Raw genomic sequence first — 24,248 nt, 5'->3', positions numbered from 1 at the left:
CGGCCTCCGATGGTCCGTACACCAATCATTGGTGTACGGACCATATTCCGAGGGTGTTTCCCCCGTGTCAATGGTTCGTGGAGAAACTCTCTCGGCCGCCGCTCAGCACGCGGCGGAGATGCTGTCCACCTCCAGGGCGGTGCCGGTGCGGGCGGTGATGTCCTCGACGGTGACGCCGGGTGCGGTTTCGACCAGGGCGAGGCCCTGGGGGGTGACGTCGAGAACGCCGAGGTCGGTGATGATCCGGTTCACGCACTGCTCGCCGGTGAGGGGGAGGGAGCACGCGTCGACGATCTTGGGGGTGCCGTCCTTGGCGGTGTGTTCCATGAGGACGATGACGCGGCGTGCGCCGTGGACGAGGTCCATGGCGCCGCCCATGCCCTTGACCATCTTGCCGGGGATCATCCAGTTGGCGAGGTCGCCGCGGGCGGAGACCTGCATGGCGCCGAGGACGGCGGTGTCGATGTGGCCGCCGCGGATCATGCCGAAGGAGAGCGCGGAGTCGAAGAAGGATGCGCCCGGCAGGACGGTGACCGTTTCCTTGCCGGCGTTGATCAGGTCGGGGTCGACTTCGTGCTCGGTGGGGTAGGGGCCGGTGCCGAGGATGCCGTTCTCGGAGTGCAGGACGACGCTGACGCCGCGCGGGAGGTGTCCGGGGATCAGGGTGGGCAGGCCGATGCCCAGGTTGACGTAGGAGCCGTCGGTGAGTTCGGCGGCGGCGCGGGCGGCCATCTGCTCGCGGGTCCAGCTCATGGGCGTACGGTCCTCTTCTCTATGGGCTTGTCGGCGGCCTGGCCCGCGGTGAGCGCCACGACCCGCTGAACGTAGATCCCGGGCACGTGGATCTCGTCGGGTCGGAGCGCGCCCGGTTCGACGAGTTCCTCGACCTCGGCGACGGTGACGCGGCCGGCCATGGCGGCGAGGGGGTTGAAGTTGGCGGCGGCGTGCCGGAAGACGAGATTGCCGTGGTGGTCGCCGCGCCAGGCCCGTACGAGGGCGAAGTCGGTGGTGATGCCGTGCTCCAGGACGTACGGGCGGCCGGCGAAGTCGCGAGTCTCCTTGCACGGGGAGGCGACGGCCACGCTGCCGTCGGGAGCGTAGCGCCACGGCAGCCCGCCGTTCGCGACCTGAGTGCCGACACCGGCCGGGGTGTAGAAGGCGGGGATGCCCGCGCCACCGGCCCGCAGCCGCTCGGCGAGGGTTCCCTGCGGGGTCAGTTCCACTTCCAGTTCTCCGCCGAGGTACTGGCGTGCGAACTCCTTGTTCTCACCGACGTAGGAGCCGGTGACGCGGTCGATGCGGCCCGCGGCGAGCAGGATGCCGAGTCCCCGGCCGTCGACGCCGCAGTTGTTGGAGACGACCTTCAGGCCGGTCGTACCCTGTTCGTACAGGGCGCGGATCAAGACTTCGGGGACGCCGCTGAGGCCGAAGCCGCCGACGGCGAGCGAAGCGCCGTCGGGGATGTCGGCGACCGCTTCGGCGGCGCCGGCGCGGACCTTGTTCACGTGCGGACTGCCTTTCGGTTCGGGGCGCCCGGCAGGACGGTGGACCAGCCGCCGTCCACGACCAGGTTGGCGCCGGTGATGTAGGCGGCCTCGTCGGAGGCCAGGAAGACGGCCGCGTTGACGACGTCGTCGGGATGGCCCAGTCCCCCGAGCGGGATGTGACCGGAGATGTCGTTCATCGGGTGGTCGTTGGCGAGCAGGTTGTCGCGCGAGCCCTCGGTGTCGATCACCCCGGGGCTCACGCAGTTCACCCGGACGCCGTGCGGTGCTCCCTCGGCGGCCAGTTGGCGGGTGAGCGCGATGACCGCGCCCTTCGAAGCCGAATGGGCCACACGCCGGTTGGTGAGGGAACCGGCCAGTCCCGCGGTCGAGCCGACGGTCAGGACACAGCCGCGGCTGCGCACCAGGTGCGGCCAGGCCGCCCGCACGGTCAGCCACACCGAGTCCAGCTCGGCCCGCATCGTGAACGCGAAGTCCTCGTACGGCTGGCTGTCGATCGAGCCGAACCGCACGGCGCCTGCGTTGGCATACACGATGTCGATGCCGCCGAACGCGTCCACCGTCTCTTCCACCCAGGCACGGACGCCCGCCTCGTCGGTGACGTCGAGCGGGCCGCCCGTGAGGGCGGTGCCGCCTTCACGGGCGATGAGCCGCTGGGTCTCCACGGCCTCCTCGTGCAGCAGGTCACCGCCGACCACGAGCGCCCCCTCGGCGGCGAATCGCAGCGCGGCGGCCCGGCCCTGGCCGCGCGCGGTCCCGGAGATCAGCGCCACCTTGCCGTCCAGCCGCTTCACGGCGTCCCCTCCCGCAGGGCGTCGGAGACGGACTTGACGCCGCCGTGCGCGGTCATGCCGCCGTCCACCGGGATCTCCGCACCGCTGATGAACGACGCGTCGTCGGACAGCAGGAACACGACCAGGGGCGCCACCTCGCCGACGGTGCCGGTGCGGCCGAGCGGCGTCTCCTTGATGTTGGCCTCGCGGAAGGCGGGCGCGGCGGAGGCAGTCATCTCCGTCTCGATGTAGCCGGGGTGGATCGTGTTGACGCGGATGCCACGCGGGCCCAGCTCCAGGGCGGCGGTCCTCGACAGGCCGCGCAGCGCCCACTTGCTGGTCGTGTAGGCGACCGGGTAGTGCGCGGTGAGGGCCGCCGAGGAACCGACGTTGACGACCGAGGCGCCCGGCGGCATGAGCGGGGCAAGGTGCTGGATGCCGAGCAGCGGACCGACGACGTTGACCGCGTGGACGCGGGCCATGTCCTCGGGGCGTACGTCGCCGAGGCGGGCCCGCCAGGTGATGCCGGCGTTGTTGACCAGGCCGTGCACCTGCCCGTACGCCTCCCGCACTTCGGCGGCGAGTGCGGCCCAGCCCTTCTCGTCGGTGACGTCGAGGCGACGGCAGCCGGGCGCCTCGGTCGCGTCGGTGGCGATGACGCGGGCGCCCTCTCGGGTGAGCAGCTCGGCCTCGGCTGCGCCCTGCCCGCGGGCGGCCCCGGTGACGACGACGACCTTGCCGAGCAGCCTCTTGGGGTGCAGGTCGCTCACGGCCGTTCCCGGGAGCGGCGCCGACCTGTGGGGAGGGGGACGGGATCGACGCCGGGGACGACGGTGTTGGTGAGGGTGCCGAGGCCCTCGACGGTGAGGGCGACGGTGTCGCCGGGCTTCAGCGGCGGCGGGGTCTGCTCGCCGCGCCGGCCCCACAGTTCGGCGAGGCAGCCGCCGTTGCCGCAGGTGCCGGAGCCGAGGACGTCGCCGGGCACGACGCGGCTGCCGCGGGAGGCGTAGGCGGTCATCTCCTCGAAGGTCCAGCTCATGTTGGACAGCAGGTCCTCGCCGACCTTCTCGCCGTTGACCTCGGCGGTCATGGCCAGGCGCAGGAAGCCTTCGGCGTCCCGGTACGGCTCCAGCTCGTCCGCGGTGACCAGGTACGGGCCGAGGGCGGTGGCGGTGTCCTTGCCCTTGCACGGGCCGAGACCCACCTTCATCTCCGCGCCCTGGAGGTCGCGCGCGGACCAGTCGTTGAAGACGGTGTAGCCGACGATGTGGTCGCGGGCCTGTTCGGCGGTGAGGTCGCGGCCCTCCCGGCCGACCACGGCGCCCACTTCGAGTTCGAAGTCGAGCACGGCCGAACCGGGGGGGACGGGGACGCCGTCTCCGGGGCCGTAGATCGCGTGCGGATTGGTGAAGTAGAAGGTCGGGGCCGCGTACCACTGCTCGGGCACGCCGCCGGTGCCCTCCACGGACCGGCGCACCCCCTCCACGTGCTCCTCGAAGGTCACGAAGTCCCGCACGGACGTGGGCTGCAGCGGAGGGAGCAACCGGACCTGGGAGACGTGCGGGCCCGGGGGGACGTCCAGGGTCGCGGCGCCGGCGGCAAGCAATCCGGGGAGCCCGTCGGTCTGCTGGATCAGTGCGGTGAGCGAGGTGACGCCCGGCAGCGGGAAGAGGGTGCCGTCCTCCTCCACGACCGCCACCCGGTGGTGGTGTCGGTGTTCGTATGCGGCGAAACGCATGGTGCGGCTCCAGCGGAGTGTGATCAGGAAAGTGGGATGCGCATGAGGTCGTGACCCACGGTGAAGCGGCCCCGGTAGCCGGCCGCCCGGGCGGAGGCACGGGCCGCCGCGCCCCACTCGTGGTCGGAGAACTGGGCCGGGTCGGCCGGCGCGAGGTGACTGAGAACCACTTGGCGCGCCCCCGCGGCGGCGGCGATGGCGCCCACCTCGGCGACGTCGGTGTGCACCTCGCGCATGTGGCCGACGAGGGGAGCGGGCATGCCCTGACCCTCGAACCACGCGGCGTCGACGGCCTCGTGGACCAGCAGGTCGCAGCCGCGGGCCAGCGCGATCAGGTCGTCGCTGCGACTGGTGTCGCCGGAGAAGACGACGGAACCGTCCGCCGTGTCGAACCGATAGGCGTACGAGGGGGACATGTTGCCATGCGGGACCCGGGTCGCCGTCACCTTCACGGTGGCGGTGTCCAGGACGGTCACCACCGTGCCGGGCCGTGCCGACAGCTCGGTCACGTCGAGCATGGACACGGGGTCGATGCCGAAGCCCTCAGCGACGAAGGCGTTGGTGGAGGCGGCGAAAGCGGCGTTCGCACGCCGGGTGGTCTCGACGATTCCGGGCGCGGGCTGCTCGGGGGTGACGGGACCCGAGGTGACCGTGTCGCTCGGTCCAGGACCCCACACCCGCACCGTGCCGCCGAACCCCGGCTGGGGCGGCATGACACCGGCGCACAGCAGCGGGAAGTCGAAGTAGTCGACGATGTGGTCGGCGTGCAGGTGAGTGAGGAAGATTCCCTTGAGCGACGGCATCGGCAGTCCCGCCCGCAGGTACTGGGTCACGGCGCCCCGACCGCAGTCCACCAGGTAGGTTTCGGTGCCGACGGTAACGGCGGAGGCGATGCCCATACGCTCGCCGTACGGCGGGGGTCCGCCCGCCGTGCCCAGCAGGTGCACGACGGTGCCCTTTCCCGGCCGGGACTCGTCCCGCGGCTCGGCGCGGGGCACGGCGGCGGCCGGTGAGGTGACGGCGAACGCGGTGGCGGCCGCGCCGCCGGCCAGCAGGCCGCGACGGGACAGCGGGGTCCTGCGAGGGGTCATCGGGGCGGTTCCTTCGATCGTCGTTGATGCGGGAGCCGTGGGGGGGGGTGAGGAAGGGGGTCGAGCGGGGCCGGGGGCGCGGCGGCGGGAGTCAGGGCGTGGACGCCGCCGCCGCGCCCCCGGCGTACGGGGAGCGGCTCAGACCGGCGGGGCGACGAACACGCCGCGGTCGGGGTCGTTGAAGGACTCCTTGGCGACGAGTTCGTTCATGGGGTTGGCGGTGCCCCACTGGTCGGTGACCTCGGGCTGCGAGAAGTCGTAGACGTGGGGGTGCCAGGTGTCCTCGTCCAGGCACTCCAGCTCGGTGGTGTACTCGACGGTGTTGCCGTGCGGGTCGAGGAAGTACGTGAAGGTGTTGTCGCCCGCCATGTGCCGACCCGGGCCCCAGACCTTCTTGAAGCCCGCGCGGATGACGCGCCCGGAGCCGCGCATGTACTCGTCGATGCCGCGCATCTCGAAGGAGATGTGGTGCAGCGCGGTGTGCGGTCCCTTCGCGAGGGCCATGGAGTGGTGCTGGCTGCTGATCCGCATGAAGTGCATGACCTCGCCCATGTGGGGTGAGCTGAGTGTGTCGGAGAGGGCGAAGCCGAGGTGGCGCTCGTACCACTCGCGGGTGCGGTTCAGGTCGGGGGAGTTGAGGACCACGTGGGAGAGCTTGACCGGGATGGACTCCTTCTCCTCGATCTTGCGGTGCTGCCTGACCTCGACGTCCGCGGAGACCTCGATGGTGCGGCCGTCGACGTCGAAGAAGCGGAAGCCGTAGCCGCCGCCGGGGGTGTCGACCTTGCCGGGCTGGGTGATCAGCTGCACGCCCTCCGCGAGGAGTTGCTCGGCGAGGGTGTCGACGTCCGCGGGGGAGGCGGCGCCGTAGGAGACGAGGTCGAGGCGCTTCTCCTCGGCCTTGCGCAGCCGCACGACGTACTGCTCTGGAGAGCCCTCGGCGGCCAGGAATGAGATGCCGGAGTCCTCGGCGACCTTGGTCAGACCCCAGACGCCGGCGTAGAAGTCGAGCTGCTTGTCGTAGTCGGGCACGGCGAGGTCGACGTGCCGCAGGTGGGTGAGCAGGCGTGCACTCATGGTGTCAGTCCTTCCGGAGGAGGGCGGCGGCATTGCCGCCCCGGACGGCGTGGAAGTCGGCGTCGGACAGGCGCGCGGCGCGCAGGATGCCGACCGGGTCCTCGGTGCCCATGTCGAAGGGGAAGTCGGAGCCGAGCAGCACCCGGTCCGCGCCGGCCACCCGGACCAGCTCCCGCAGCACGTGCGGGTCGTGGACGAGGGAGTCGAAGTACAGGCGCTTCAGGTAGCTGCTGGGCGGGTGTGCGCAGCCGGCGCCTGCGTCGGAGCGCGCCGACCATGCGTGGTCGGAGCGGCCGATGTGGGTGGGCAGGTAGCCGCCGCCGTGCGCGGCGATCAGCGTCAGCTCCGGGTGGCGGTCGAGCACTCCGGAGAAGATCAGGTGGGACAGCGCGACGGCGTTCTCGGTGGGCTGGCCGACCGTGTTGGACAGGTACCACTGGTCCAGTCGCTCGTCCAGGGTGCAGCCGAAGGGGTGCAGGAAGACGAGCGCGCCGGTTTCCCCGGCCCGGGTCCAGAAGGGCTCGTAGGACGGGTCGGACAGCTCGCGTCCCGGGGCGTGGCTGGAGATCTCCACCCCGGCCAGGCCCTGCTCCAGGGCGTGGTCCAGGGCCCGCACCGCCTGCTCAGGGTGCTGGAGCGGGGCCAGGCCGAGTCCGCGCAGACGCTCGGGGGCGGCCGAACAGTGCGCGGCCGTCGCCTCGTTGGCGAGCCGGTACAGCTTCTCGGCGGTGTCCTCGTCGGTCCAGTAGTGGTAGTGCGAGGGGGAGGGGCTGACCAGCTGCACGTCCACGCCCTGGGCGTCCATCGCGGCCAGGCGCACGGCGGGGTCGGTCAGCCGCGGGACGCGTTCGCGGACCATGGGGCCGCTGACGGCGAGGGCGGCGGGGCCGTTGCGGCGGGCGTCCAGCGCCCTGGCCTCGGCGTGACCGGGCAGGCCGGCGACGAGCGCCTCGACCTCGGGCAGCAGGACGTGGGCGTGAACGTCCACGGTGGGCGCGTGCGCTGCGGTGGCGTTCACGGCGGGTGCGTGCGCGGCGGAGGCGGCGGTGCGAGTGTTCGCCGCGGTCGCGGCGGTGGGTGCGTTCTCGGCGGTCACGGCAGCTCCCTGAGCATGGTCATGGTGCGGCCCATCAGCCCGGGCACGTCGGCGTCACGCACCCCGTCGAGCTGCCACTGCCCGATCTGTACGGACGCCTCCACGACCGGGCGGACGCGCGCGATCCGTCGTTCGTAGTACGCCTGGAACAGCGCGTCGTCCCAGACGTCGGACCCGGTGAGCATCTGTGAGAGCACCCAGGCGTCCTCCAGGGACAGTGCGGCGCCCTGGGCGAGGGTGGGCGGGCAGCAGTGCGCGGCGTCGCCGACGAGCACCACCCGGCCGCGGTGCCAGGAGTCCTCGACGAGCATCCGGTCGAACCAGGTGTAGTTGACCTTCGCCGGGTCGGTGATGTGCTCGGTGATCTCCGGCCAGAAGCCGCCGTAGTGCCGGGTGAGGCCGCGCATCTCGTCGGCGTACGACTCCGGCGGGATCGACGCGCGGTCGCGGTTGGCCTCGACGACGTACGCGTACAGGGTGCTCTCGCTGGTGGGGCAGTAGCCGGCGATGTAGGCCGGGCCGCCGTAGGCGAGGTCGGTACGGGTGACGCCCGCCGGGCGGGGAGCGGCGATGCGCCAGATGGCCATGCCGGTCGGTTCCGGCTTCGACGTGATGCCGATCGCGGCCCGGGTGCGGGAGCCGAGTCCGTCGGCGGCGACCACGAGGTCGTAGCGGTGCTCGGTGCCGTCGGAGAGCCGCACCCGGACGCCGTCGGCGTCCTGGTCGAGGATCTCGGCGGTGGTGCCCAGCCGGACCGACGCGCCGCTGTCGCGCACGGCGTCGATGAGGATCTGCTGGAGCCGGGGGCGCTGCATGCCGACGGTGGCGGGCAGGTCGTCGCCGCCGGTGCGCAGGTCGTCCTGGGCGTGCAGGACGGTGCCGTCGGGGGCGGTGATGCCGACGGAGCCGAAGCCGAAGCCGGATGCCTCCACCTGCTCCCATACGCCGAGTTCGCGCAGGACGCGCAGGGCGTTGCCCTGGAGGGTGATGCCGGAGCCGGCGGTGGCGTTCCAGTCGTCCCTGGCCTCGACCAGGTCCACGGCGACTCCGGCGCGGCGCAGCAGGACCGTCACGGCGTTGCCGGCCGCACCCCCGCCGAGCACCAGGACCTTACGGGCATTGCTCATGGGAACTCCCTTGTTCCGCTGGTTACTTGACGGCGATCGGGTTGACGGGTGAGCCGACGGCCCCGGTGATGGGCAGCGGCGCGGCGGTGAGCCAGAACGCGTACTCCCCGTCGGCCGCGCAGTCCTGGGCCAGGGCGTCCAGGTCCCACATCTCGCCGATCAGCAGGCCGATGTGCGGGATGGCGACCTGGTGCAGCGGCTGGAAGGCGTGCTCGAACTCGTTCGGACGGACCTCGAAGCCCCAGGTGTCGGTGGCGATCGCGGCGATCTCGCTGCCGTGGAGCCAGCCCGCCGTGGTGAACGACAGCCCCGGCGCGGGCCCGCCGGCATAGTCGCCCCAGCCGTCGCGGCGCACCCGGGACAGCTGCCCGGTGCGGACGAGGGCGATGTCGCCGCGGCCCACCCGCACACCGTGGGCCTCGGCGGTGGCGGCCAGGTGCTCCTCGGTGATCGCGAAGCCGTCCGGCAGCTCACCGTCGTCGCCGACGACCCGGCCGACGTCCAGGAGCACTCCGCGTCCGGCGACGTGCGGGGCCATGTGCTCGATGCCGGTGACCTGGTCGCCGTCGGAGGTGACGACCTGCTCGGCCGGGCGTCCGTTCCATGCCTTGCCGTGGTCGAAGATGTGCCCGAGCCCGTCCCACTGCGTCGAGCACTGCAGCGGCATCGCGATGACGTCGTCGGCGCCGCCGATGCCGTGCGGCAGGCCCTGGTTGCCGAGGGCCGCGTCGGTGCCGGTGTCCAGCATGGTGTGCACCGGGTTGGTGCGCTTGCGCCAGCCCTTCTGCGGGCCGTCGATGTCGAAGCGCTGCGAGAGGGAGAAGCTGACGCCCCGCCGGATCAGCGCGGCACCTTCGCGGCGCTTGGCCTCGTCGAGGAAGTTGAGGGTGCCGAGCACGTCGTCCTCGCCCCAGCGGCCCCAGTTCGAGCACGCCTTCGCGGTCCGGGCGACCGACCCCTCGGGGTCCGTGCGGTCCGGCGTCATCGGGCCACCTCCGCCACACAGCGGGTGCGCTGGGCGCCGAGCCCGGTGACGGAGGCGTCCATGACGTCGCCGTCGCGCAGCAGCCGGCCCCAGTGCATGCCGTTGCCGGCGGGGGAGCCGGTGAGCACCAGGTCGCCGGGGAGCAGCCGGGCGGTTCGCGAGGCGTAGGACACCATCCGCGCCACGTCGAAGATCATGTCCTTGGTCGACTCGTCCTGCATGGTCTCGCCGTTCAGCTTCAGCGTCAGCCGCAGGTCACCCGGGTCCGCGATGGACGCGGTGGGCACGATCCAGGGTCCGAGCGGCGTGAAGCCCGGGGCGTTCTTGCTGCGCAGCCAGTCGGTGCCGATCTGCGGCATGTCCCGGCGGAAGACCGTGGCACGGTCGGTCAGGTCGTTGGCGATCGTGTAGCCCGCGACGTGGTCCAGGGCCTCCTCGACGGACACGTGGTGGGCCGGGCGGCCGATCACCGCGACCAGCTCCAGTTCCCAGTCGGGCTTCTCGGCCCAGGCGGGCAGCACGACATCGTCGTACGGGCCGGTGATCGCACTCGGCAGGCCGATGAACACGTACGGCAGGTCCTCGGCCGCCCGCCGGTCCATGATCTCCGCGGCCTCCGCGCGGCGCTCCGCCTCCGGCCGCTCGTCACCCGGCGCGCGGTGCGCGACGTGCAGGTCGATGACGTGCTGCCGATAGTTGGCGCCGGACTGGAACACCTGGCGCGGCTCGACCGGCGCGTGCACCCGGAAGTCGGCCAGCAGCGCGCGACGTGCCGCGCTGTCGTCGGCCAGCGCCGACAACCGGGGCAGCACCGCCTCCCAGTCGTCCAGAAGGTCCCGCACGCTGAGGTCGGCGTCGTCCAGGGCGTCTCGCAGGTCGATCACCTGGGCGTCGGGGGTGACGAGGGCGGGGAACGCGGCCCCCTCGGGGGCCGAGAGGGTGGCGAGGGCGAAGGGTCCGGCGAAGAGGGCGGACGCGGCTTCAGGTTTCACGGACATGTCCTCCTGATTGCGATGGCACTAATCTGGACGCGCCACCAGTGATCAGGGAAATCAATTCTGTGGATGACAGGCATCCACCATGCAAATTTACGCAGGTCGCCGCCGCCTAACGAGAAAAGACGCCCGTGAATCTCAGTCGCCTGGACCTGAACCTCGTCGTCGCCCTGCGCGCTCTTCTCGAAGAGCGCAACGTCACCCGCGCCGGACAGCGCGTCGGCCTCAGCCAGCCGGCGATGAGCGCGGCGCTCTCCCGTCTGCGCAAGCACTTCGACGACGACCTGCTGGCCCGGGTCGGCGGCCACTACGAGCTCACCGCCCTCGGACAGGTCCTCCTAGACCGCGCGTCCACCGCCTACGACCTGCTGGAACGGCTCTTCGCCAGCCAGGCGGACTTCGACCCGGCCAAGGAGAGCCGTGAGTTCAAGCTGGTGGCGTCCGACTACGCGGTCGCCGTCTTCGGTGCCGAACTCGCCCGGGTCGTGCACCAGGAGGCCCCCGGCATCCGGCTGCGCTTCGCCCAGACGCCGACCACCGTGGTGGACGCCACGGACACCCTGCTGAGCACCACCGACGGCCTGCTCATGCCGCACGGCGTCATCAGCGACTTCCCTGCCACCGACCTCTACCAGGACCGGTGGGTCTTCCTCGTCGCCGAGGACCACCCGAGCGTCGACGACCGGCTGACCCGGGAGGACCTGGCCCGGCTGCCCTGGGTCACCTACCAGCGCACCTACGACGCCCCGGCGGTCCGCCAGCTCGGCATGCTGGGCATCGAGCCCCGCGTCGAGGTCTCCGTGGACAGCTTCCAGATGATGCCGCTGCTGGTCAGCGGAACCCGGCGCATCGCCCTCATCCAGGCCCGCCTCGCCCGGCTCCTCGCCCCGCTCGCCGCCGTGCGCGTGGTGGAGCCGCCCTACGAGGCGGTGCCGCTGAGCGAGGCGTTGTGGTGGCACCCGGTGCACACCCACGACGCGGCCCACATCTGGCTGCGGGAGACCGCCGCCCGGGTCGGCAGGCGGATGACCGACGCGCCCGGGGGGTGAGCGAGGCCCCACTCGTGAACTGCGGGTCTCATCCACGGGATGGATGCGATCCATCGGCAAGGTGAATGACGTCGGGGGTGGGCAGGGCCGCCCGGCAGGACGCATGCTCGGACGGGACCTGTCGCCGCGTTCTCGCGCGTCGTCTTCTCCCGGCAGCCGGAGATGGCCGTCATCTCCGCGGTCGGCCCTCCCGTACCACCGCCCGGAGTTCCGCCGTGCTCGCTTTCCGTGCCGTACCCGCCTCCGGTCCCGCACCCGTTCCCCCCGGCCGCGGACCGAGCCGCTCAGCGCGCAGGAGCCGCCAACGTCGACCGGCGTACGACCAGTTCGGGCTGGAGCACGACGTGGCGGTGCGCGTGTCTGATTCCGTGGGCCGTGTCCTCGATGAGCAGTCGGCCTGCCTGCCGCCCCATGGCGGCCGCCGGTCGTCGCACCGAGGTGAGCGGCACCACGGCGGACGCGGCGAACTCGATGTCGTCGTAACCCACCACGGCGATGTCGTCCGGCACCCTCAGACCGGCCTCGTACAGGGCCTGCAGGACACCGAGGGCGAGCAGGTCGTTGGCGCAGAAGACGGCCGTGGGCCGCTCGGGCAGACCGAGGAGGCGGTGCCCGGCGTCCTTGCCGGCCGTCACGGTGAGGGCGCCGCAGGACAGGTCGGTCAGCGCGGTGGACGGCAGGCCGGACTCGCCGAGCGCGGTGAGGGCGCCACGACGGCGGTCCCTCACCTGCTGGAGGCGGTCGGGGCCGCTGACGTAGGCGAGGGAGCGGTGACCTTGCTCGAGCAGGTGCCGTACCGCGGCCCGTCCGCCCGCCACGTCGTCGATGCCGACGGAGCACGCCGCCGGCTGGGGCGCGTACTGGTCGGCGACGACGAAGGGGACGGCGTTGCGGCGGAAGGCGGAGACGGTGCGCCCGACTCCCTCGCCGGAGGCCAGCACGGCACCGCGGACCTGGTGCGACGTGATCAGCGACAGGTGGCGTGCGGCCTCCGCCGGATCGTGGGCGCCCGTGCAGACCATGACGCCGAGGTCCGCCTCACGGGCGGCCTGTTCCACCCCGGAGGCGAGCGCGGTGAAGAACGGGTTCGCCATGTCGAGGACCATGACGGCGATCACCCGCGAGGCCCATCCACGCAGTTGACGGGCACCCTCGGCGCGGACATAGCCGAGCGCGTCGATCACTTCCAGGACGCGCGAGCGCGTTCCCTCGGCGACGATCTCGGGCCGGTTGAGGACGTTGGAGACGGTGCCGAGCGAGACGCCGGCCTCCCGTGCCACGTCCTTGATGCCGACCCGGGGATGTGCGCGGCCGACAGGGCCGGCCACCGCCGTCGCTGCGCCGGAGCCTCGTTCGCGGTGAGCCGGGGGAGCGACGGCCGGCCGCCGGTCCACGGCCTAGCGTCCCTGCGGAGCGCCGGTGGTGGAGCGCACCACCAGACGGGGGGTCATTGTGGTCTGCATGGGTCTGTCCCTTCGGCTCTCGACGCGCTCGACGAGCATCCGGGCGGCGGCCGAACCCATGGTGTGTCCCGCCTGGTCCACGCTGGTCAGTTGCACGGGCGCCAGGGCGGCGAGCGCGGTGTTGTTGTAGCCGACGAGCGACAGGTCCCGGGGGATGCGCAGGCCGAGTTCGTGCGCGGCGCGGTACACGCCCAGTGCGGCGACGTCCGCACCGGTCATCACGGCCGTGGGCGGACGGTCGGCCGTCAGCAGTGTCATGCCCGCCTTGAAGCCGCCGTCGTCGGAGTACGCGGTGTGGTGGACCCGCGCGAGGCGGGCGAGTCCGTGCCGTTCCATCGCGTGCAGATAGCCCTCGCTCAGAACGGCCTCCGGTGTGCGCTTCCACTTGTTGGCCCGGGTGCCCGGGGCCGAGACCAGCGCGATGTCACGGTGGCCGAGCGAGACCAGATGATCCACCACCAGGCCGGCGCCGAGGTCGTCGGCGTCGACGACCGAGTCGTAGCGGTCCGAGGCGTCGTGGTGCCCGATGACCACGGTCGGCGTCGAAGCGGCCGTGTCCAGCACCTCCGCGCGAGGTGTCCCCGGGGCGATCAGGATCAGTCCGTCCATCTGCCGGTCCACCAGGGAACGGATGGTCTTGGCCTGTTCCTCGGGGTCGAAGCCGGCCGCGCCGATCAGCACCGTGTAGTCGGTGTGGCGCAGTTCGTCCCGGATGCCGTCGAGGATGTCCGCGAAGAACGCGTTGCGGACGTTGTCCAGCAGGACACCGATGGTGTAGGTCCGGCCGCGCATCCCTCGGGCCGCCGCGTGCGGACGGTAGCCCAGCGCGTCGATGGCCGCCTGGACCTTCTCCCGCATCCCCTCGCTCACGCCATAGGCGTTGCGCATCACCTTGGAGACGGCGGCCGTGGACACCCCGGCGTGCCGGGCGACATCGGTGATGGTCACGCGCTTGGTCGGCTTGTCTGCGGAAGCCCCGTCCATGGTCCACATCCCGAAGTGAGTAGGCGTAGGTATAACGGTCTACACGCTACTCCCCGCTGCCCGTCAAGCCTTTCGTTCATCGCCGCGGTGTTACCTGCTTGTGTCTTGACGGTGGCCGGGGAGCGGTGCAGGGTGTTGCCCACTCGGTGTGGAGAACGTTTTACACGCTCCGTCGAGCAGCTGCCCGCATTTGCCGCCGGGCCCGTACTCCGCCCCCGGCGCTGTTTCCCGCACCTCGCCCCGCTCGCCATGATCCTTGGGAGTTCTCCGTGCCCCTTCGTACCTCCCGCGCCCGTCGGACGCGACTGAGCCTGCTCACCGCCGGCGCCGCCTCGCTGGCGCTGCTCGCCACCGCCTGCGGCGGCAGCGGGTCCGGCGGCTCCTCCTCCGCCCCCGAGAACTTCGACTACCTGAGCGTCACCGAGAACACCACCGTGAAGACGGCGCTCACCACCATGTCCAAGGGCGCGTGCAAGAGCGCGAACGACGCCCTGCCGCTGAAGGTGGAGACCGTTCCGCAGGCGAGCCTGGACCAGAAGCTCCAGCTGCTGGCCGGCCAGGACGCACTGCCGGTGCAGTTCGCCGCCGGCAACGCCCCCGCGCTCACCCAGGAGCTGGACAAGTCCGGCAAGGTCGCCGACCTGGAGGCGAAGCTGAAGGAGCTGGGGGTGCTCGACCAGCTGGAGCCGGCCGCCGTCTCCACCATCAAGGCCCTGTACGGCGGCGAACTCCAGGTCCTGCCGTACGAGTACAACATCGAGGGGATCTTCTACAACAAGAAGCTCTTCGCGGACAACGGCCTGAAGGTGCCCGGCACCTGGGAGGATCTGGTCGCCGCCGCGGCGAAGCTGGAGTCCGCCGGCGTCCAGCCGTTCTCCGCATCCGGTCAGCAGGGCTGGCCGCTCACCCGCCTGATCAGCGGCTACCTCTACCGAAGCCTCGGCCCCGACGCCCTGCAGAAGGTGGCCGACGGCAAGGCGAAGCTGACCGACCCCCAGTACGTGAAGGCCGCCGAGGAGGTCGCTGCCCTCGGCAAGAAGGGCTACTTCGGCAAGGGCGTCGGCTCCATCGACTACGACACGGCGATGAACCAGTTCCTCACCGGCAAGGCCGCCATGTTCTACATGGGCAGCTGGGCGCTGGCCAACATCTCCGACGACAAGCAGAACAAGATCGGCGCGCAGAACACGGGCTTCATGCCCCTCCCGGCCGTGAGCGGCGGCAAGGGCTCCGCCGACCAGTACCCGTCCAACGTCGGGCTCGGCATCACGCTCGCCTCCAAGTCCTTCGACGACAAGACCGGCGACTGGGTCTCCTGCATCGCGAAGAACTACGGAGCGACCGGGCTCAAGGACCACGGCTCCATCTCCGGCTTCAAGGTCAACAGCGAGGTGCAGGACCCCAACGAGGTCACCACTCAGGTGCGCGACACCATCAGCTCCTCGAAGCAGAACGTGCTCTGGTTCGAGGCCCTGTTCAGCACCAAGGCCACCACCGTCAGCCAGCAGAACGCGGCGGGTCTGGTCAGCGGCAGCACGAGCCCCGAGCAGTTCATGCAGACCGTCCAGGACGCGCTGGCCGCCCAGTGACCGGCCGGGGGCGGCCCGCACGCTCCTGCCCGCCCCGCCGCGCGCGGGCCGTCCCCGTCCCCTGCCAAGAAAGTGGACACCACCCATGCACCGCGTACTCGGTGACCGCAGGGCCATCGCGCTCCTGCTCGGTCCCGCCCTCCTCGTCTACTCGCTGATCATGCTGGTCCCGATGGTGTGGTCGCTCGGGTACTCCTTCACCAAGGGCAACACGATCAACGGCTTCACCGGAAACGGTGTCGCCAACTTCTCCCGCCTCCTGGACGACCCGGCCGTCCACGACGCCCTGTGGTTCACCCTGAAGTACGCGGTCATCGTCACCGTCGGACAGGTGGTCGCCGGGTATCTGCTGGCGCTGCTCTACGTCTTCTTCCTCAAGCGCGCCTCGGCACTGGTCCGCACCCTGGTGTTCTTCCCGGTCGTGCTGCCCACCGTCGCCGTCGGCCTGCTCTTCCAGAAGTTCTTCCAGGTCGCCCCCCAGACGGGCCCGGTCAACTCCCTCCTCAACGCCGTCGGCATCGACTCGATCGACTTCTTCGGCAGCGCCGGCAGCGCCTTCTGGGTCCTGATCGCCATGGACATCTGGCGCTCCATGGGCTTCTACGCGGTCCTCCTCTTCGCCGGCCTGGTCGACATCCCCGACGAGGTCCTGGAATCGGCCCGCCTCGACGGAGCCACGGGACTCAGGCTGGTCCGCCACATCGTGCTGCCGCTGTCCCTGCCCGTCCTGATGTCCTCGCTGATCTTCAGCATCAACGGCACGCTCAAGGTCTTCGACTCGATCGTCGCCCTGACCAACGGCGGCCCCGGCACCGGCACCACACCGCTGACCCTGTACATGTTCCAGACGTCGTTCACCTACAGCGACTACGGCTACGGCAGCACCATCGCCCTGCTGCTGACCGTCGTGTGCCTGCTGGTGAGCCTGGTCGTCTACCGCGTCTCGCGGCGCGACCTCACGGAGGGCTGAGAGACATGGCCACCATCGAGACACCCGTGAAGACCTCGGCGAGCCGCTCCGGGAACGCTCCCGCCCGTGCTTCCCGGGCCCGGCGCGGCCGTCGGGGAAACCGGCTCTGGGTCAAGATCGTCGTCGCCGTCCTGCTGGTCGTCGAGATCTACCCGATGATCTGGATGTTCCTCACCTCCCTGAAGTCCAACGACGACTACCTGAACAACTCCACCTGGAGCCTGCCCACCACCTGGGAGTGGGGCAACTACACCGAGGCGTGGACGACCGGCAACATCGGCCTCTACGTTCAGAACAGCCTGCTCGCCGTCGTCCCCGCGCTCGCGCTGATGCTGCTGCTGGGCACAGCCGCCGGCTTCGCCTTGCAAGTCATGGTGTGGAAGGGCCGCAGCCTCACGCTGCTGGTCTTCCTCGCGGGCATGATGGTCCCGCCGCAGATGATCCTGCTGCCCCTATTCACGGTGTACTTTCAGACCGGACTGTCGGGCACCCTGTGGCCGCTGATCCTCACCTACACCGGCACGGGCCTGCCGCTGACCGTCTTCATGATGGCCACCTACTACCGGGGCGTCCCCCGCGAGCTGTTCGAGGCCGCCACGATTGATGGCGCGGGCATCCTGCGCGCCTTCTGGACCATCAGCCTCCCCCTGGTCCGCAACGCCCTGCTCACCGTCGGCCTGGTGCAGTTCTTCTTCATCTGGAACGACCTGCTCATCGCACTGACCTTCACCAACAACCAGGACCTGCGCACCATCCAGGTCGGACTGCTCAACTTCACCGGCGACTTCGGTGCCACCCAGTACGGCCCCCTCTTCGCGGCCATCTGCATCAACGTCTTCGGCACCCTCCTGATCTACCTCTTCCTCAACCAGAAGGTCATGAAGGGCCTCACCTCGGGAGCGCTCAAGGGCTGACCCACGGTCCTCGCCCCGGCCTGCCGGCTCCCCGGACTTCCGGCTCCGGGGAGTCCGCCGCGCCCACCCGCCAACGCTCCCGGCGTGACCACATGTGAAAGAAGGCTCGCCCCTTGCTCCCCCCTCAGCCCTCCCCGGTCATGTTCGAACACCTGCCGGACGGACTCGGCATCGGCGTCGCCTCCCCCCGGCTGACCTGGACCCTGCCCGCAGGCACCGGCCGCCAGGCGGCGTACGAACTGGAACTCGAACGCCGTGGCAGTGTCCGCCGTACGGGGCGCGTCGACAGCGCCGAGCAGGTCCTGGTGCCGTGGCCCGACGCCCCCCTCATGTCCCGGGAACGCGCCACCGTCCGCGTCCGCGTCTGGACCCCCGACGCCGCAGACCCCTCGGAGTGGAGCGCACCGGCAACCGTCGAGGCCGGACTCCTCGACGCCGCCGACTGGCAGGCCGTACCCGTGGGAGCCGGCTGGGACGAGGACCCCGAGGGCGAACGCCGCCCCGCCCGCGTGCGCAAGGACTTCCGTCTCGCCCGGCCCGTCGCCCGCGCACGCCTCTACGTCACCGCGCACGGCCTGTACGACGTGGAGATCAACGGACACCGCGTCGGCGACGAGGCCCTCGCACCGGGCTGGACCGTCTATCCGCACCGGCTGCGGTACCGCACCCACGACGTCACCGCCCACCTCACCGAGGGCGCCAACACCGTCGGCGCCTGGCTCGGCGACGGCTGGTACCGGGGCAAGTACGGCTTCGACGGCGGCACCCGCAACATCTACGGCACCGACCAGTCCCTCATCGCCCAGCTGGAGGTGGAGTACGACGACGGCACCACGCAGGTCGTCGCCACCGACCGGACCTGGAAAGCGGCGTACGGCCCGATCCTCACCAGCGGCCTGTACGAAGGGGAGACCTTCGACGCACGCCTGCACGACCCCGCGTGGGCCACACCGTCCGCGGCCGGCACGGGGGACTGGACGCCGGTCCGCACGGGCGCACGAGACGCCGGCACCCTCGTCGCTCCTCTCGGGCCGCCCGTGCGCTGCACCGAGGAGGTCCCCCCGGTCACCGTCACCCGCACCGGCGACGGACGTCACCTGCTCGACTTCGGGCAGAACCTCGTCGGCCGTCTCCGGGTCACCGTCGACGGCCCGGCCGGTACCACCCTCACCCTCCGGCACGCCGAAGTCCTCCAGGACGGACAGCCGGCCACTCGCCCCCTGCGTGAGGCGACGTCCGTGGACACCCTGATCCTCTCCGGCGCGGGGCCCCTGACCTGGGAACCCCGCTTCACCCTGCACGGATTCCGCTACGCCGAGATCAGCGGCTGGCCGGGCGAGATGACGGCGGGGCAGGTGACCGCCCGCGTGTACCACACGGACATGCGCCGCACCGGATGGTTCGAGTGCAGCGACCCGCTCGTCAACCGCCTGCACGAGAACGTCGTGTGGAGCATGCGCGGCAACTTCGTCGACCTGCCCACCGACTGCCCCCAGCGCGACGAACGCCTCGGCTGGACCGGCGACATCCAGGTCTTCGCCCCGACGGCGAGTTTCCTCTACGACTGCGTGGGCCTGCTCGACTCCTGGCTCACCGACGTCGGCATCGAACAACTCCCCGACGGCACCATCCCCTGGTACGTCCCCGTCATCCCGGGCGAGCCGATGTGGACGCCGATCCACCCCGGCGCCGCCTGGGGGGACGTCGCCACCCTCACTCCCTGGACGCTCTTCCAGCGCTACGGCGACCTGGAACTCTTGCGCCGCCACTACCCCATGGCCAAAGAGTGGGTCGACCTCGTCGAACGCCTCGCCGACCCTACCCGCTTGTGGGACACCGGCGTCCAGCTGGGGGACTGGCTCGACCCCGCCGCGCCACCCGACGACCCGGCCGCGGGCCGCACCGACCGCTACCTCGTCGCCACCGCCTACTTCGCCCACTCCGCACGACATCTCGCCCTGGCAGCAGCGGAGTTGGGGTTCGACGCGGACTCCGAACAGTACGCGGCACTCGCCGCCGAGGCGGCCGACGCCTTCCGGCGCCGGTACGTCCTGCCCTCGGTCCGCCTCGCCAGCGACAGCGCCACCGCGTACGCGATCGCCCTCGCCTTCAACCTGCTCACGCCGGAACAGCGCGGACCGGCCGCCGACCGCCTCGCCGAGATCGTGCTCGCCGACGGCGCGCGCATCTCGACCGGCTTCGTCGGCACCCCGCTCATCTGCGACGCCCTCAGCGACAACGGTCACCTCGACGTCGCCTACCGGCTGTTGCTGCAGACCGAGTGTCCCTCCTGGCTCTACACCGTCACCATGGGCGCGACCACGATCTGGGAGCGCTGGGACAGTCTGCGACCCGACGGCACCCTCAACCCGGGCGGCATGACCAGCTTCAACCACTACGCGCTCGGAGCCGTCGCCGACTGGCTGCACCGGGTGGTCGGCGGTATCAGCGCCACCGCGCCAGGTTACCGCCGGCTCTCCTTCCGTCCTCGTCCCGGCGGCGGCATCAGCTGGGCCCGGGTCCGCCACGACACTCCCTACGGCACGGCCGCACTGTCCTGGGAGCTCACCGCCACCGGCATGACGGCCGACATCACGGTGCCGGCAGGCTGCACGGCCACCGTGGAACTCCCCGGCTGCGCACCACTCGCCCTCGGCCCCGGCGACCATGTCCTGGACACCGCTGAACTCGGAGCGGCGGCCTGACCGCAATCCGTACGCGAAGAGGAGCAGCCCGGCGCATCACGCGATGCCCCGGGCTGCTATTCGTCTTGCGAATTCCCGTCATCCAAGGCGTCGATGGCAGAGGACGTCATCGGCCCGTTCAATTGAAATTTCAGGGCGCCATTCAAATGCTAAGGGTGAAAACCGCTGGTCAGGGCCTCTTCGAAAGAGGAGGTGCGGAAGGGTTGACCTTGCCTCGGAAAAGGCCATAGTTTCCAGCCTGCTGGGAGAAACTTCGTGGCCGAATACGGTCGTGGCGCCAAAAGCTCACCGTGGGATGCGGCGAGCACTCTGCCGCCGGGAAGTGAAAAAGGGAAATGTGATCCCTCGGGGCTCCGCGACCACGCGGCTGCTCCCACTGCCCCATCCAGCCGGGGCCGGCCGTGACCTGACCCCTCGGCCGGCCTCATCTCCCCCCAACCCGCGGCGGCGCGTCGTACTGCCGCCATCTCAGTCCGGAGAGCCGCTGTGAACCGACGAACCTTCCTGTCCGCCGCAGTCTTCACGGCCGTGGCCGCGAGCATGGCCCCCACGGTCACCGACCGAGCGGTCGCCGCGCCGCGGTCCGTGGCGCAGGACCGGGCCGCCGAACTCCTCGCCCGTATGACGGCCGACGAGAAAGAGGCCCTCGTACGCTGTGACTTCGCCGCCGTGGCCCACCTCGGCATCCCCGCCCTCACCATGGTCGACGCCTCTGCGGGCCTGCGCGGCGAGACGGGCGTCACCGCCTTCCCCGTCCCCGTGGCCCAGGCGGCCACCTTCGACGAGGCGCTCGCCGGCCGGATCGGCACGGCCATCGGAACCGAGGGCCGGGCCAAGGGCTACAACAACGCCCTCGGCCCCACCATCGACCTGACCCGGACCTGGCACTTCGGCCGTCAGGCCGAGGCCATGGGCGAGGACCCGGTGCTCGCCGGACGTCTGGGCGCCGCCCTCACCGTGGCCATCCAGTCCCAGCACATGGCGGCCACCCTCAAGCACTTCGCCGCCTACACCCAGGAAGTCAACCGCTTCTTCATCGACACCAAGGTGTCCGACCGGGCGCTCCACGAGTACTACCAGGCGCCCTTCCGTCGCGTCATCGCCACCGCCCCCGCCACTTCGGTGATGATGGCCTACCCGAAGATCAACGGCACGTTCGCGACGCGGCACACCGGTCTGTTCGACGACTTGAAAAAGGGCATGGGCCTCCAGGGCTACACCGTGCCCGACTTCTGGGCCGGCGACGACCAGGTCGCCGCCGCCCGGGCCGGCATGGACCTCGCCGGACTCGGCCCCGGCGGCGTCCAGATTCCCGCGGGTTCCCTCACCGGCGGTGCGATACCGGCCGCCCGGCTCGACGACGCGGCCCGGCGCATCCTCGTCACCATGTTCGCGAACGGCCTCTTCGACCACCCAGTCCCCACCCCGGCGGGCAACGTCAGCACCCACGCACACAAGGACCTCGCGCACGAGGCGGCCGTCGCCTCCACGGTGCTGCTCGCCAACCGCGCCTCGGCTCTCCCGTTGACCGGCGCCGTGAAGTCGCTGGCCGTCATCGGCCCTGCGGGCACCGACACCTTCACCGGCGTCTCCGGCTCGACGTACGTCGACCCCGGCACCTGGACCACCCCCCTCGACGCGATCAAGGCCCGCGCCGGAAGCTCCGTCAAGGTCACACACGCCCAGGGGACCAAGGGCGACCTCCCCCTCACCACGGTCCCCTCGGCCGTGCTCCGCACCTCCTCCGGGACGGCCGGTCTGACGGGGACCTACTACGCCAATGCCGACGGCACCGGCACGCCGGTCACGACCCGCACCGACGCCACCGTCGACTTCACCACCGCTCCGGTCGAGGGCCTGCCGCAGGTGTGGTCGGCCAGGTGGACCGGCACGCTGACTCCCACCACCACCGGCCTGCACCGCTTCTCCCTGCTGCCGTCCGGGACGACCTCGCTGAAGATCGACGGCAGAACGGTCGTCTCCGGCACCCGCCAGATGGCCCGCTTCTTCCTCGGCCCCTACGACTACCCGCTCCAGGGAACCGCCGAACTGACCGCCGGACGCGCCGTCACCGTGGAAATCACCTACAACAACACCACCGCGGAACCCGGCACCTGCGGCCTGACCTTCGGCTGGCAACCGGACTCCCTCATCCCCGCCGCCGTGACGGCGGCCCGCGCGGCCGACGCCGCCGTCGTCTTCGTCAACCGGGTCGCCGGCGAGGGCATGGACCACGACGGATACGCGCTGCCCGGAGACCAGGACCAGCTCATCAAGGCCGTGGCCGCCGCCAACCCCCGCACGATCGTCGTGCTCAACACCGACGGTCCCGTCGCCATCCCCTGGCTGGACGACGTGGAGGCCGTCGTCCAGGCGTGGTACGCGGGCCGTGGTGCCGGCACCGCCCTCGCCGCCGTCCTCTTCGGCGACCGCGACCCGGCCGGCCGACTGCCGGTCACCTTCCCGACCGACGCCACCCAGGGCCCCGGCACCACGCCGGCCACCTACCCGGGCACGAAAGGCACCGTCTCCTACGAGGAGGGCATCGCCGTCGGCTACCGCTACTTCGACGCCAGGAGGCAGGAACCCCGCTTCCCCTTCGGCCACGGCCTGTCCTACACGACCTTCGCGCACGGCTCCCTGGAAGCCACCTACGACAAGGCCACCCAGCAGGTTGTCGTCGAGGTCACCGTGACCAACACTGGACGGCGCGAGGGCACCGAGGTCCTCCAGGTGTACGCCACCCTGCCCGCCTCGGCGGCGGCGGAGCCCCGCCGCCTGGTCGCGTTCCAGAAGGTCACCCTCCCAGCCGCCGGCTCCAGGCGACTGAGCCTGACGATCCCGGCCCAGGACCTCAGCGTCTGGTCGTCGGGAGCGATGACGCTCACCCCAGGTGCCTACACCTTCGCGACAGCGCGTTCCTCCCGCGTCGTCACCGCACAGCGTGCCCTCACGCTCGGCTGACCACCGTCGGCCGCCCGGGGTTGTTGGCGGCTCGTGTGACCACTGCGCAGTCGAGTGAACGTCGTACGAGCCGCCACCAGCCGACCCAGCCCGACACCCCACGCCTCGCGCCAGCCAACTCACTCCTCCTCGCGCCCGGAGACCGTCCGTGACACGCACCTCACACCTGCTCGGCCTCGCCATCAGCCTGGCGCTCGCAGCCACCACGACGACCGGATGCGGCCCCTTCGGGGCCGAACCGGACGGGCCGGTCGAGTTGTCAGTCAGGGCAAGCGCCACCGACAGGTCAGCGATGGACGCCGTTGTCGCAGAGTTCCACCGCCTCAACCCCGACACACACGTCACGGTCCACTACTCCGACGCCGGCGACCTCCAGCAGGAACTGCCGGGCGAGCTTCACGCGGGCGACGGCCCCGACGTGTTCACCGTCTGGCCCGGCAACGGCAACCCCGCCTCCGTCACCGCGATGGAGCACGACGACCTGCTGGAGAACCTGAGCCTTCGCCGCTTCAACCTCACGATGCCCATAGGCGTCAAACCGGTCACCGACGTGAACGGCGGCACGTTCGCGGTACCCGTGACCTTCAGCGGCATCGGCACGGTCTTCTCCACGCAAGCCCTGGACGCCATCGGAGGAGCACCTCCCCGGACCTGGACAGAACTCCTGACCCTCTGCGACAAGGCCCGCGACCACGGCAAGGTCCTCCTCGCCCTGGGCAACGCCACCCCCTGGGTCACCCAACTCGTCACCTACGCCCTGGTCGCGACCACCGTCTACGCCGACGAACCGGACTTCGACACCGACATGGAACTCGGCAAGGAAACATTCGCCACCTCCGACTGGCGAACCGCCCTGCGCAAATACATGGAGATGGACGAGCGCGGCTGCTTCAACGGCGACCCACTGGACACCACGTACGAGGAAACGCTCGACCAGGTGGCCACGGGCCGGGCCGTGGGAGTCGTCCAGGTCGCGAGCGTACTCTCCGAGCTACGTGCCGCCGCCCCCGGCCTGACACTGCGCATGACCGCACTGCCCGCCACGGATGACCCCGACGACACACGGATGCCGGGCGCCGTGTCGGCCGCCTATGGCCTCAACCCCGACACTCCACACCGTAAGGAGGCCCTAGGAGTCGTCTTCAAAGGTGATCAAGTGATGAGGGATCATGCCTGTCGTGGTGCGTCGTCATGAGCTTTCGGATGCCGAGTGGGCTGTGTTG

Annotated in this window: 20 protein-coding genes; 7 read left to right on the top strand and 13 right to left on the bottom strand. The window is 70.9% G+C overall.

Features of this window, described 5'->3' with window-relative positions:
• Positions 1 to 102: 102 nt before the first annotated feature.
• The 11 genes from ACFW01_RS09405 to ACFW01_RS09355 all read right to left on the bottom strand — a co-directional run bounded on the left by ACFW01_RS09405 (position 103) and on the right by ACFW01_RS09355 (position 10,390).
• Positions 103 to 753, bottom strand: a complete 651-nt coding sequence (locus ACFW01_RS09405; protein ID WP_234957333.1) for a CoA transferase subunit B — start codon at positions 751 to 753, stop codon at positions 103 to 105.
• Complete coding sequence (locus tag ACFW01_RS09400; protein WP_234957332.1) at positions 750 to 1,505, bottom strand: CoA transferase subunit A; 756 nt, start codon at positions 1,503 to 1,505, stop codon at positions 750 to 752. The genes ACFW01_RS09405 and ACFW01_RS09400 overlap by 4 nt, the downstream gene beginning before the upstream one ends.
• Positions 1,502 to 2,299, bottom strand: a complete 798-nt coding sequence (locus ACFW01_RS09395; RefSeq protein WP_384502773.1) for an SDR family NAD(P)-dependent oxidoreductase — start codon at positions 2,297 to 2,299, stop codon at positions 1,502 to 1,504. Before ACFW01_RS09395 ends, ACFW01_RS09400 begins: the two co-directional genes overlap by 4 nt.
• Complete coding sequence (locus ACFW01_RS09390; RefSeq protein WP_234957330.1) at positions 2,296 to 3,048, bottom strand: SDR family oxidoreductase; 753 nt, start codon at positions 3,046 to 3,048, stop codon at positions 2,296 to 2,298. The genes ACFW01_RS09395 and ACFW01_RS09390 overlap by 4 nt, the downstream gene beginning before the upstream one ends.
• On the bottom strand, positions 3,045 to 4,016 hold the full coding sequence (locus ACFW01_RS09385; RefSeq protein ID WP_234957329.1) for a fumarylacetoacetate hydrolase family protein: 972 nt from the start codon (positions 4,014 to 4,016) through the stop codon (positions 3,045 to 3,047). Before ACFW01_RS09385 ends, ACFW01_RS09390 begins: the two co-directional genes overlap by 4 nt.
• Positions 4,017 to 4,039: 23 nt before the next feature.
• Positions 4,040 to 5,107, bottom strand: coding sequence for an MBL fold metallo-hydrolase (locus tag ACFW01_RS09380; RefSeq protein WP_384502772.1), 1,068 nt, complete (start codon positions 5,105 to 5,107; stop codon positions 4,040 to 4,042).
• Between the two features lie 138 nt (positions 5,108 to 5,245).
• Positions 5,246 to 6,184, bottom strand: a complete 939-nt coding sequence (locus tag ACFW01_RS09375; RefSeq protein WP_384502771.1) for a VOC family protein — start codon at positions 6,182 to 6,184, stop codon at positions 5,246 to 5,248.
• A gap of 4 nt (positions 6,185 to 6,188) precedes the next feature.
• Positions 6,189 to 7,202: an amidohydrolase family protein gene (locus ACFW01_RS09370; RefSeq protein WP_384502976.1), complete on the bottom strand. Its 1,014-nt coding sequence runs from the start codon at positions 7,200 to 7,202 to the stop codon at positions 6,189 to 6,191.
• A gap of 74 nt (positions 7,203 to 7,276) precedes the next feature.
• Positions 7,277 to 8,407, bottom strand: coding sequence for an FAD-dependent oxidoreductase (locus ACFW01_RS09365; protein WP_384502770.1), 1,131 nt, complete (start codon positions 8,405 to 8,407; stop codon positions 7,277 to 7,279).
• 22 nt (positions 8,408 to 8,429) lie between these two features.
• Positions 8,430 to 9,392, bottom strand: a complete 963-nt coding sequence (locus ACFW01_RS09360) for a cyclase family protein (RefSeq protein ID WP_384502769.1) — start codon at positions 9,390 to 9,392, stop codon at positions 8,430 to 8,432.
• Positions 9,389 to 10,390, bottom strand: coding sequence for a fumarylacetoacetate hydrolase family protein (locus ACFW01_RS09355; RefSeq protein ID WP_384502768.1), 1,002 nt, complete (start codon positions 10,388 to 10,390; stop codon positions 9,389 to 9,391). Before ACFW01_RS09355 ends, ACFW01_RS09360 begins: the two co-directional genes overlap by 4 nt.
• 128 nt (positions 10,391 to 10,518) lie before the next feature.
• On the opposite strand from ACFW01_RS09355, the gene ACFW01_RS09350 reads away from it, so the two are divergent.
• On the top strand, positions 10,519 to 11,436 hold the full coding sequence (locus ACFW01_RS09350) for a LysR family transcriptional regulator (protein ID WP_234957323.1): 918 nt from the start codon (positions 10,519 to 10,521) through the stop codon (positions 11,434 to 11,436).
• Between the two features lie 284 nt (positions 11,437 to 11,720).
• Here ACFW01_RS09350 and ACFW01_RS09345 read toward each other — a convergent pair whose 3' ends face one another.
• Both ACFW01_RS09345 and ACFW01_RS09340 read right to left on the bottom strand, forming a co-directional pair.
• A complete protein-coding gene (locus ACFW01_RS09345) occupies positions 11,721 to 12,716 on the bottom strand; it encodes a LacI family DNA-binding transcriptional regulator (protein WP_384502767.1) in 996 nt (331 codons plus the stop codon).
• A gap of 117 nt (positions 12,717 to 12,833) precedes the next feature.
• Positions 12,834 to 13,883 (bottom strand): LacI family DNA-binding transcriptional regulator, encoded by a 1,050-nt coding sequence (locus ACFW01_RS09340; protein ID WP_384502766.1) that lies wholly within the window; start codon positions 13,881 to 13,883, stop codon positions 12,834 to 12,836.
• 269 nt (positions 13,884 to 14,152) lie between these two features.
• On the opposite strand from ACFW01_RS09340, the gene ACFW01_RS09335 reads away from it, so the two are divergent.
• The 6 genes from ACFW01_RS09335 to ACFW01_RS09310 all read left to right on the top strand — a co-directional run bounded on the left by ACFW01_RS09335 (position 14,153) and on the right by ACFW01_RS09310 (position 24,220).
• On the top strand, positions 14,153 to 15,472 hold the full coding sequence (locus ACFW01_RS09335; protein ID WP_384502765.1) for an ABC transporter substrate-binding protein: 1,320 nt from the start codon (positions 14,153 to 14,155) through the stop codon (positions 15,470 to 15,472).
• An 85-nt stretch (positions 15,473 to 15,557) separates the two neighbouring features.
• Entirely contained in the window at positions 15,558 to 16,442 is an 885-nt protein-coding gene (locus ACFW01_RS09330) for a carbohydrate ABC transporter permease (RefSeq protein ID WP_384502764.1), read from the top strand.
• 5 nt (positions 16,443 to 16,447) lie between these two features.
• Positions 16,448 to 17,356, top strand: a complete 909-nt coding sequence (locus ACFW01_RS09325) for a carbohydrate ABC transporter permease (protein WP_384502763.1) — start codon at positions 16,448 to 16,450, stop codon at positions 17,354 to 17,356.
• 140 nt (positions 17,357 to 17,496) lie between these two features.
• Entirely contained in the window at positions 17,497 to 20,061 is a 2,565-nt protein-coding gene (locus ACFW01_RS09320; protein WP_384502762.1) for a family 78 glycoside hydrolase catalytic domain, read from the top strand.
• A gap of 486 nt (positions 20,062 to 20,547) precedes the next feature.
• On the top strand, positions 20,548 to 23,025 hold the full coding sequence (locus tag ACFW01_RS09315) for a glycoside hydrolase family 3 protein (protein ID WP_384502761.1): 2,478 nt from the start codon (positions 20,548 to 20,550) through the stop codon (positions 23,023 to 23,025).
• A 148-nt stretch (positions 23,026 to 23,173) separates the two neighbouring features.
• Positions 23,174 to 24,220 carry an ABC transporter substrate-binding protein gene (locus ACFW01_RS09310; protein ID WP_384502760.1) on the top strand — a complete coding sequence of 349 codons (1,047 nt, stop codon included), beginning with the start codon at positions 23,174 to 23,176 and terminating at the stop codon, positions 24,218 to 24,220.
• Positions 24,221 to 24,248 lie beyond the last annotated feature (28 nt).

The sequence above is a fragment of the Streptomyces sp. NPDC058985 genome, assembly GCF_042740985.1.
Classification (GTDB): domain Bacteria; phylum Actinomycetota; class Actinomycetes; order Streptomycetales; family Streptomycetaceae; genus Streptomyces.
Note: the sequence above shows the minus strand (reverse complement) of the source record. Positions and strands in the feature narration are given on the sequence as shown.

Excerpts from the sequence above, each read along its gene's own strand:
- ACFW01_RS09405 (WP_234957333.1), bottom strand. The coding sequence starts at position 753 with ATGAGCTGGACCCGCGAGCAGATGGCCGCCCGCGCCGCCGCCGAACTC.
- ACFW01_RS09385 (WP_234957329.1), bottom strand. The coding sequence starts at position 4,016 with ATGCGTTTCGCCGCATACGAACACCGACACCACCACCGGGTGGCGGTC.
- ACFW01_RS09380 (WP_384502772.1), bottom strand. The coding sequence starts at position 5,107 with ATGACCCCTCGCAGGACCCCGCTGTCCCGTCGCGGCCTGCTGGCCGGC.
- ACFW01_RS09375 (WP_384502771.1), bottom strand. The coding sequence starts at position 6,184 with ATGAGTGCACGCCTGCTCACCCACCTGCGGCACGTCGACCTCGCCGTG.
- ACFW01_RS09365 (WP_384502770.1), bottom strand. The coding sequence starts at position 8,407 with ATGAGCAATGCCCGTAAGGTCCTGGTGCTCGGCGGGGGTGCGGCCGGC.
- ACFW01_RS09360 (WP_384502769.1), bottom strand. The coding sequence starts at position 9,392 with ATGACGCCGGACCGCACGGACCCCGAGGGGTCGGTCGCCCGGACCGCG.
- ACFW01_RS09355 (WP_384502768.1), bottom strand. The coding sequence starts at position 10,390 with ATGTCCGTGAAACCTGAAGCCGCGTCCGCCCTCTTCGCCGGACCCTTC.
- ACFW01_RS09340 (WP_384502766.1), bottom strand. The coding sequence starts at position 13,883 with ATGGACGGGGCTTCCGCAGACAAGCCGACCAAGCGCGTGACCATCACC.
- ACFW01_RS09330 (WP_384502764.1), top strand. The coding sequence starts at position 15,558 with ATGCACCGCGTACTCGGTGACCGCAGGGCCATCGCGCTCCTGCTCGGT.
- ACFW01_RS09325 (WP_384502763.1), top strand. The coding sequence starts at position 16,448 with ATGGCCACCATCGAGACACCCGTGAAGACCTCGGCGAGCCGCTCCGGG.
- ACFW01_RS09320 (WP_384502762.1), top strand. The coding sequence starts at position 17,497 with ATGTTCGAACACCTGCCGGACGGACTCGGCATCGGCGTCGCCTCCCCC.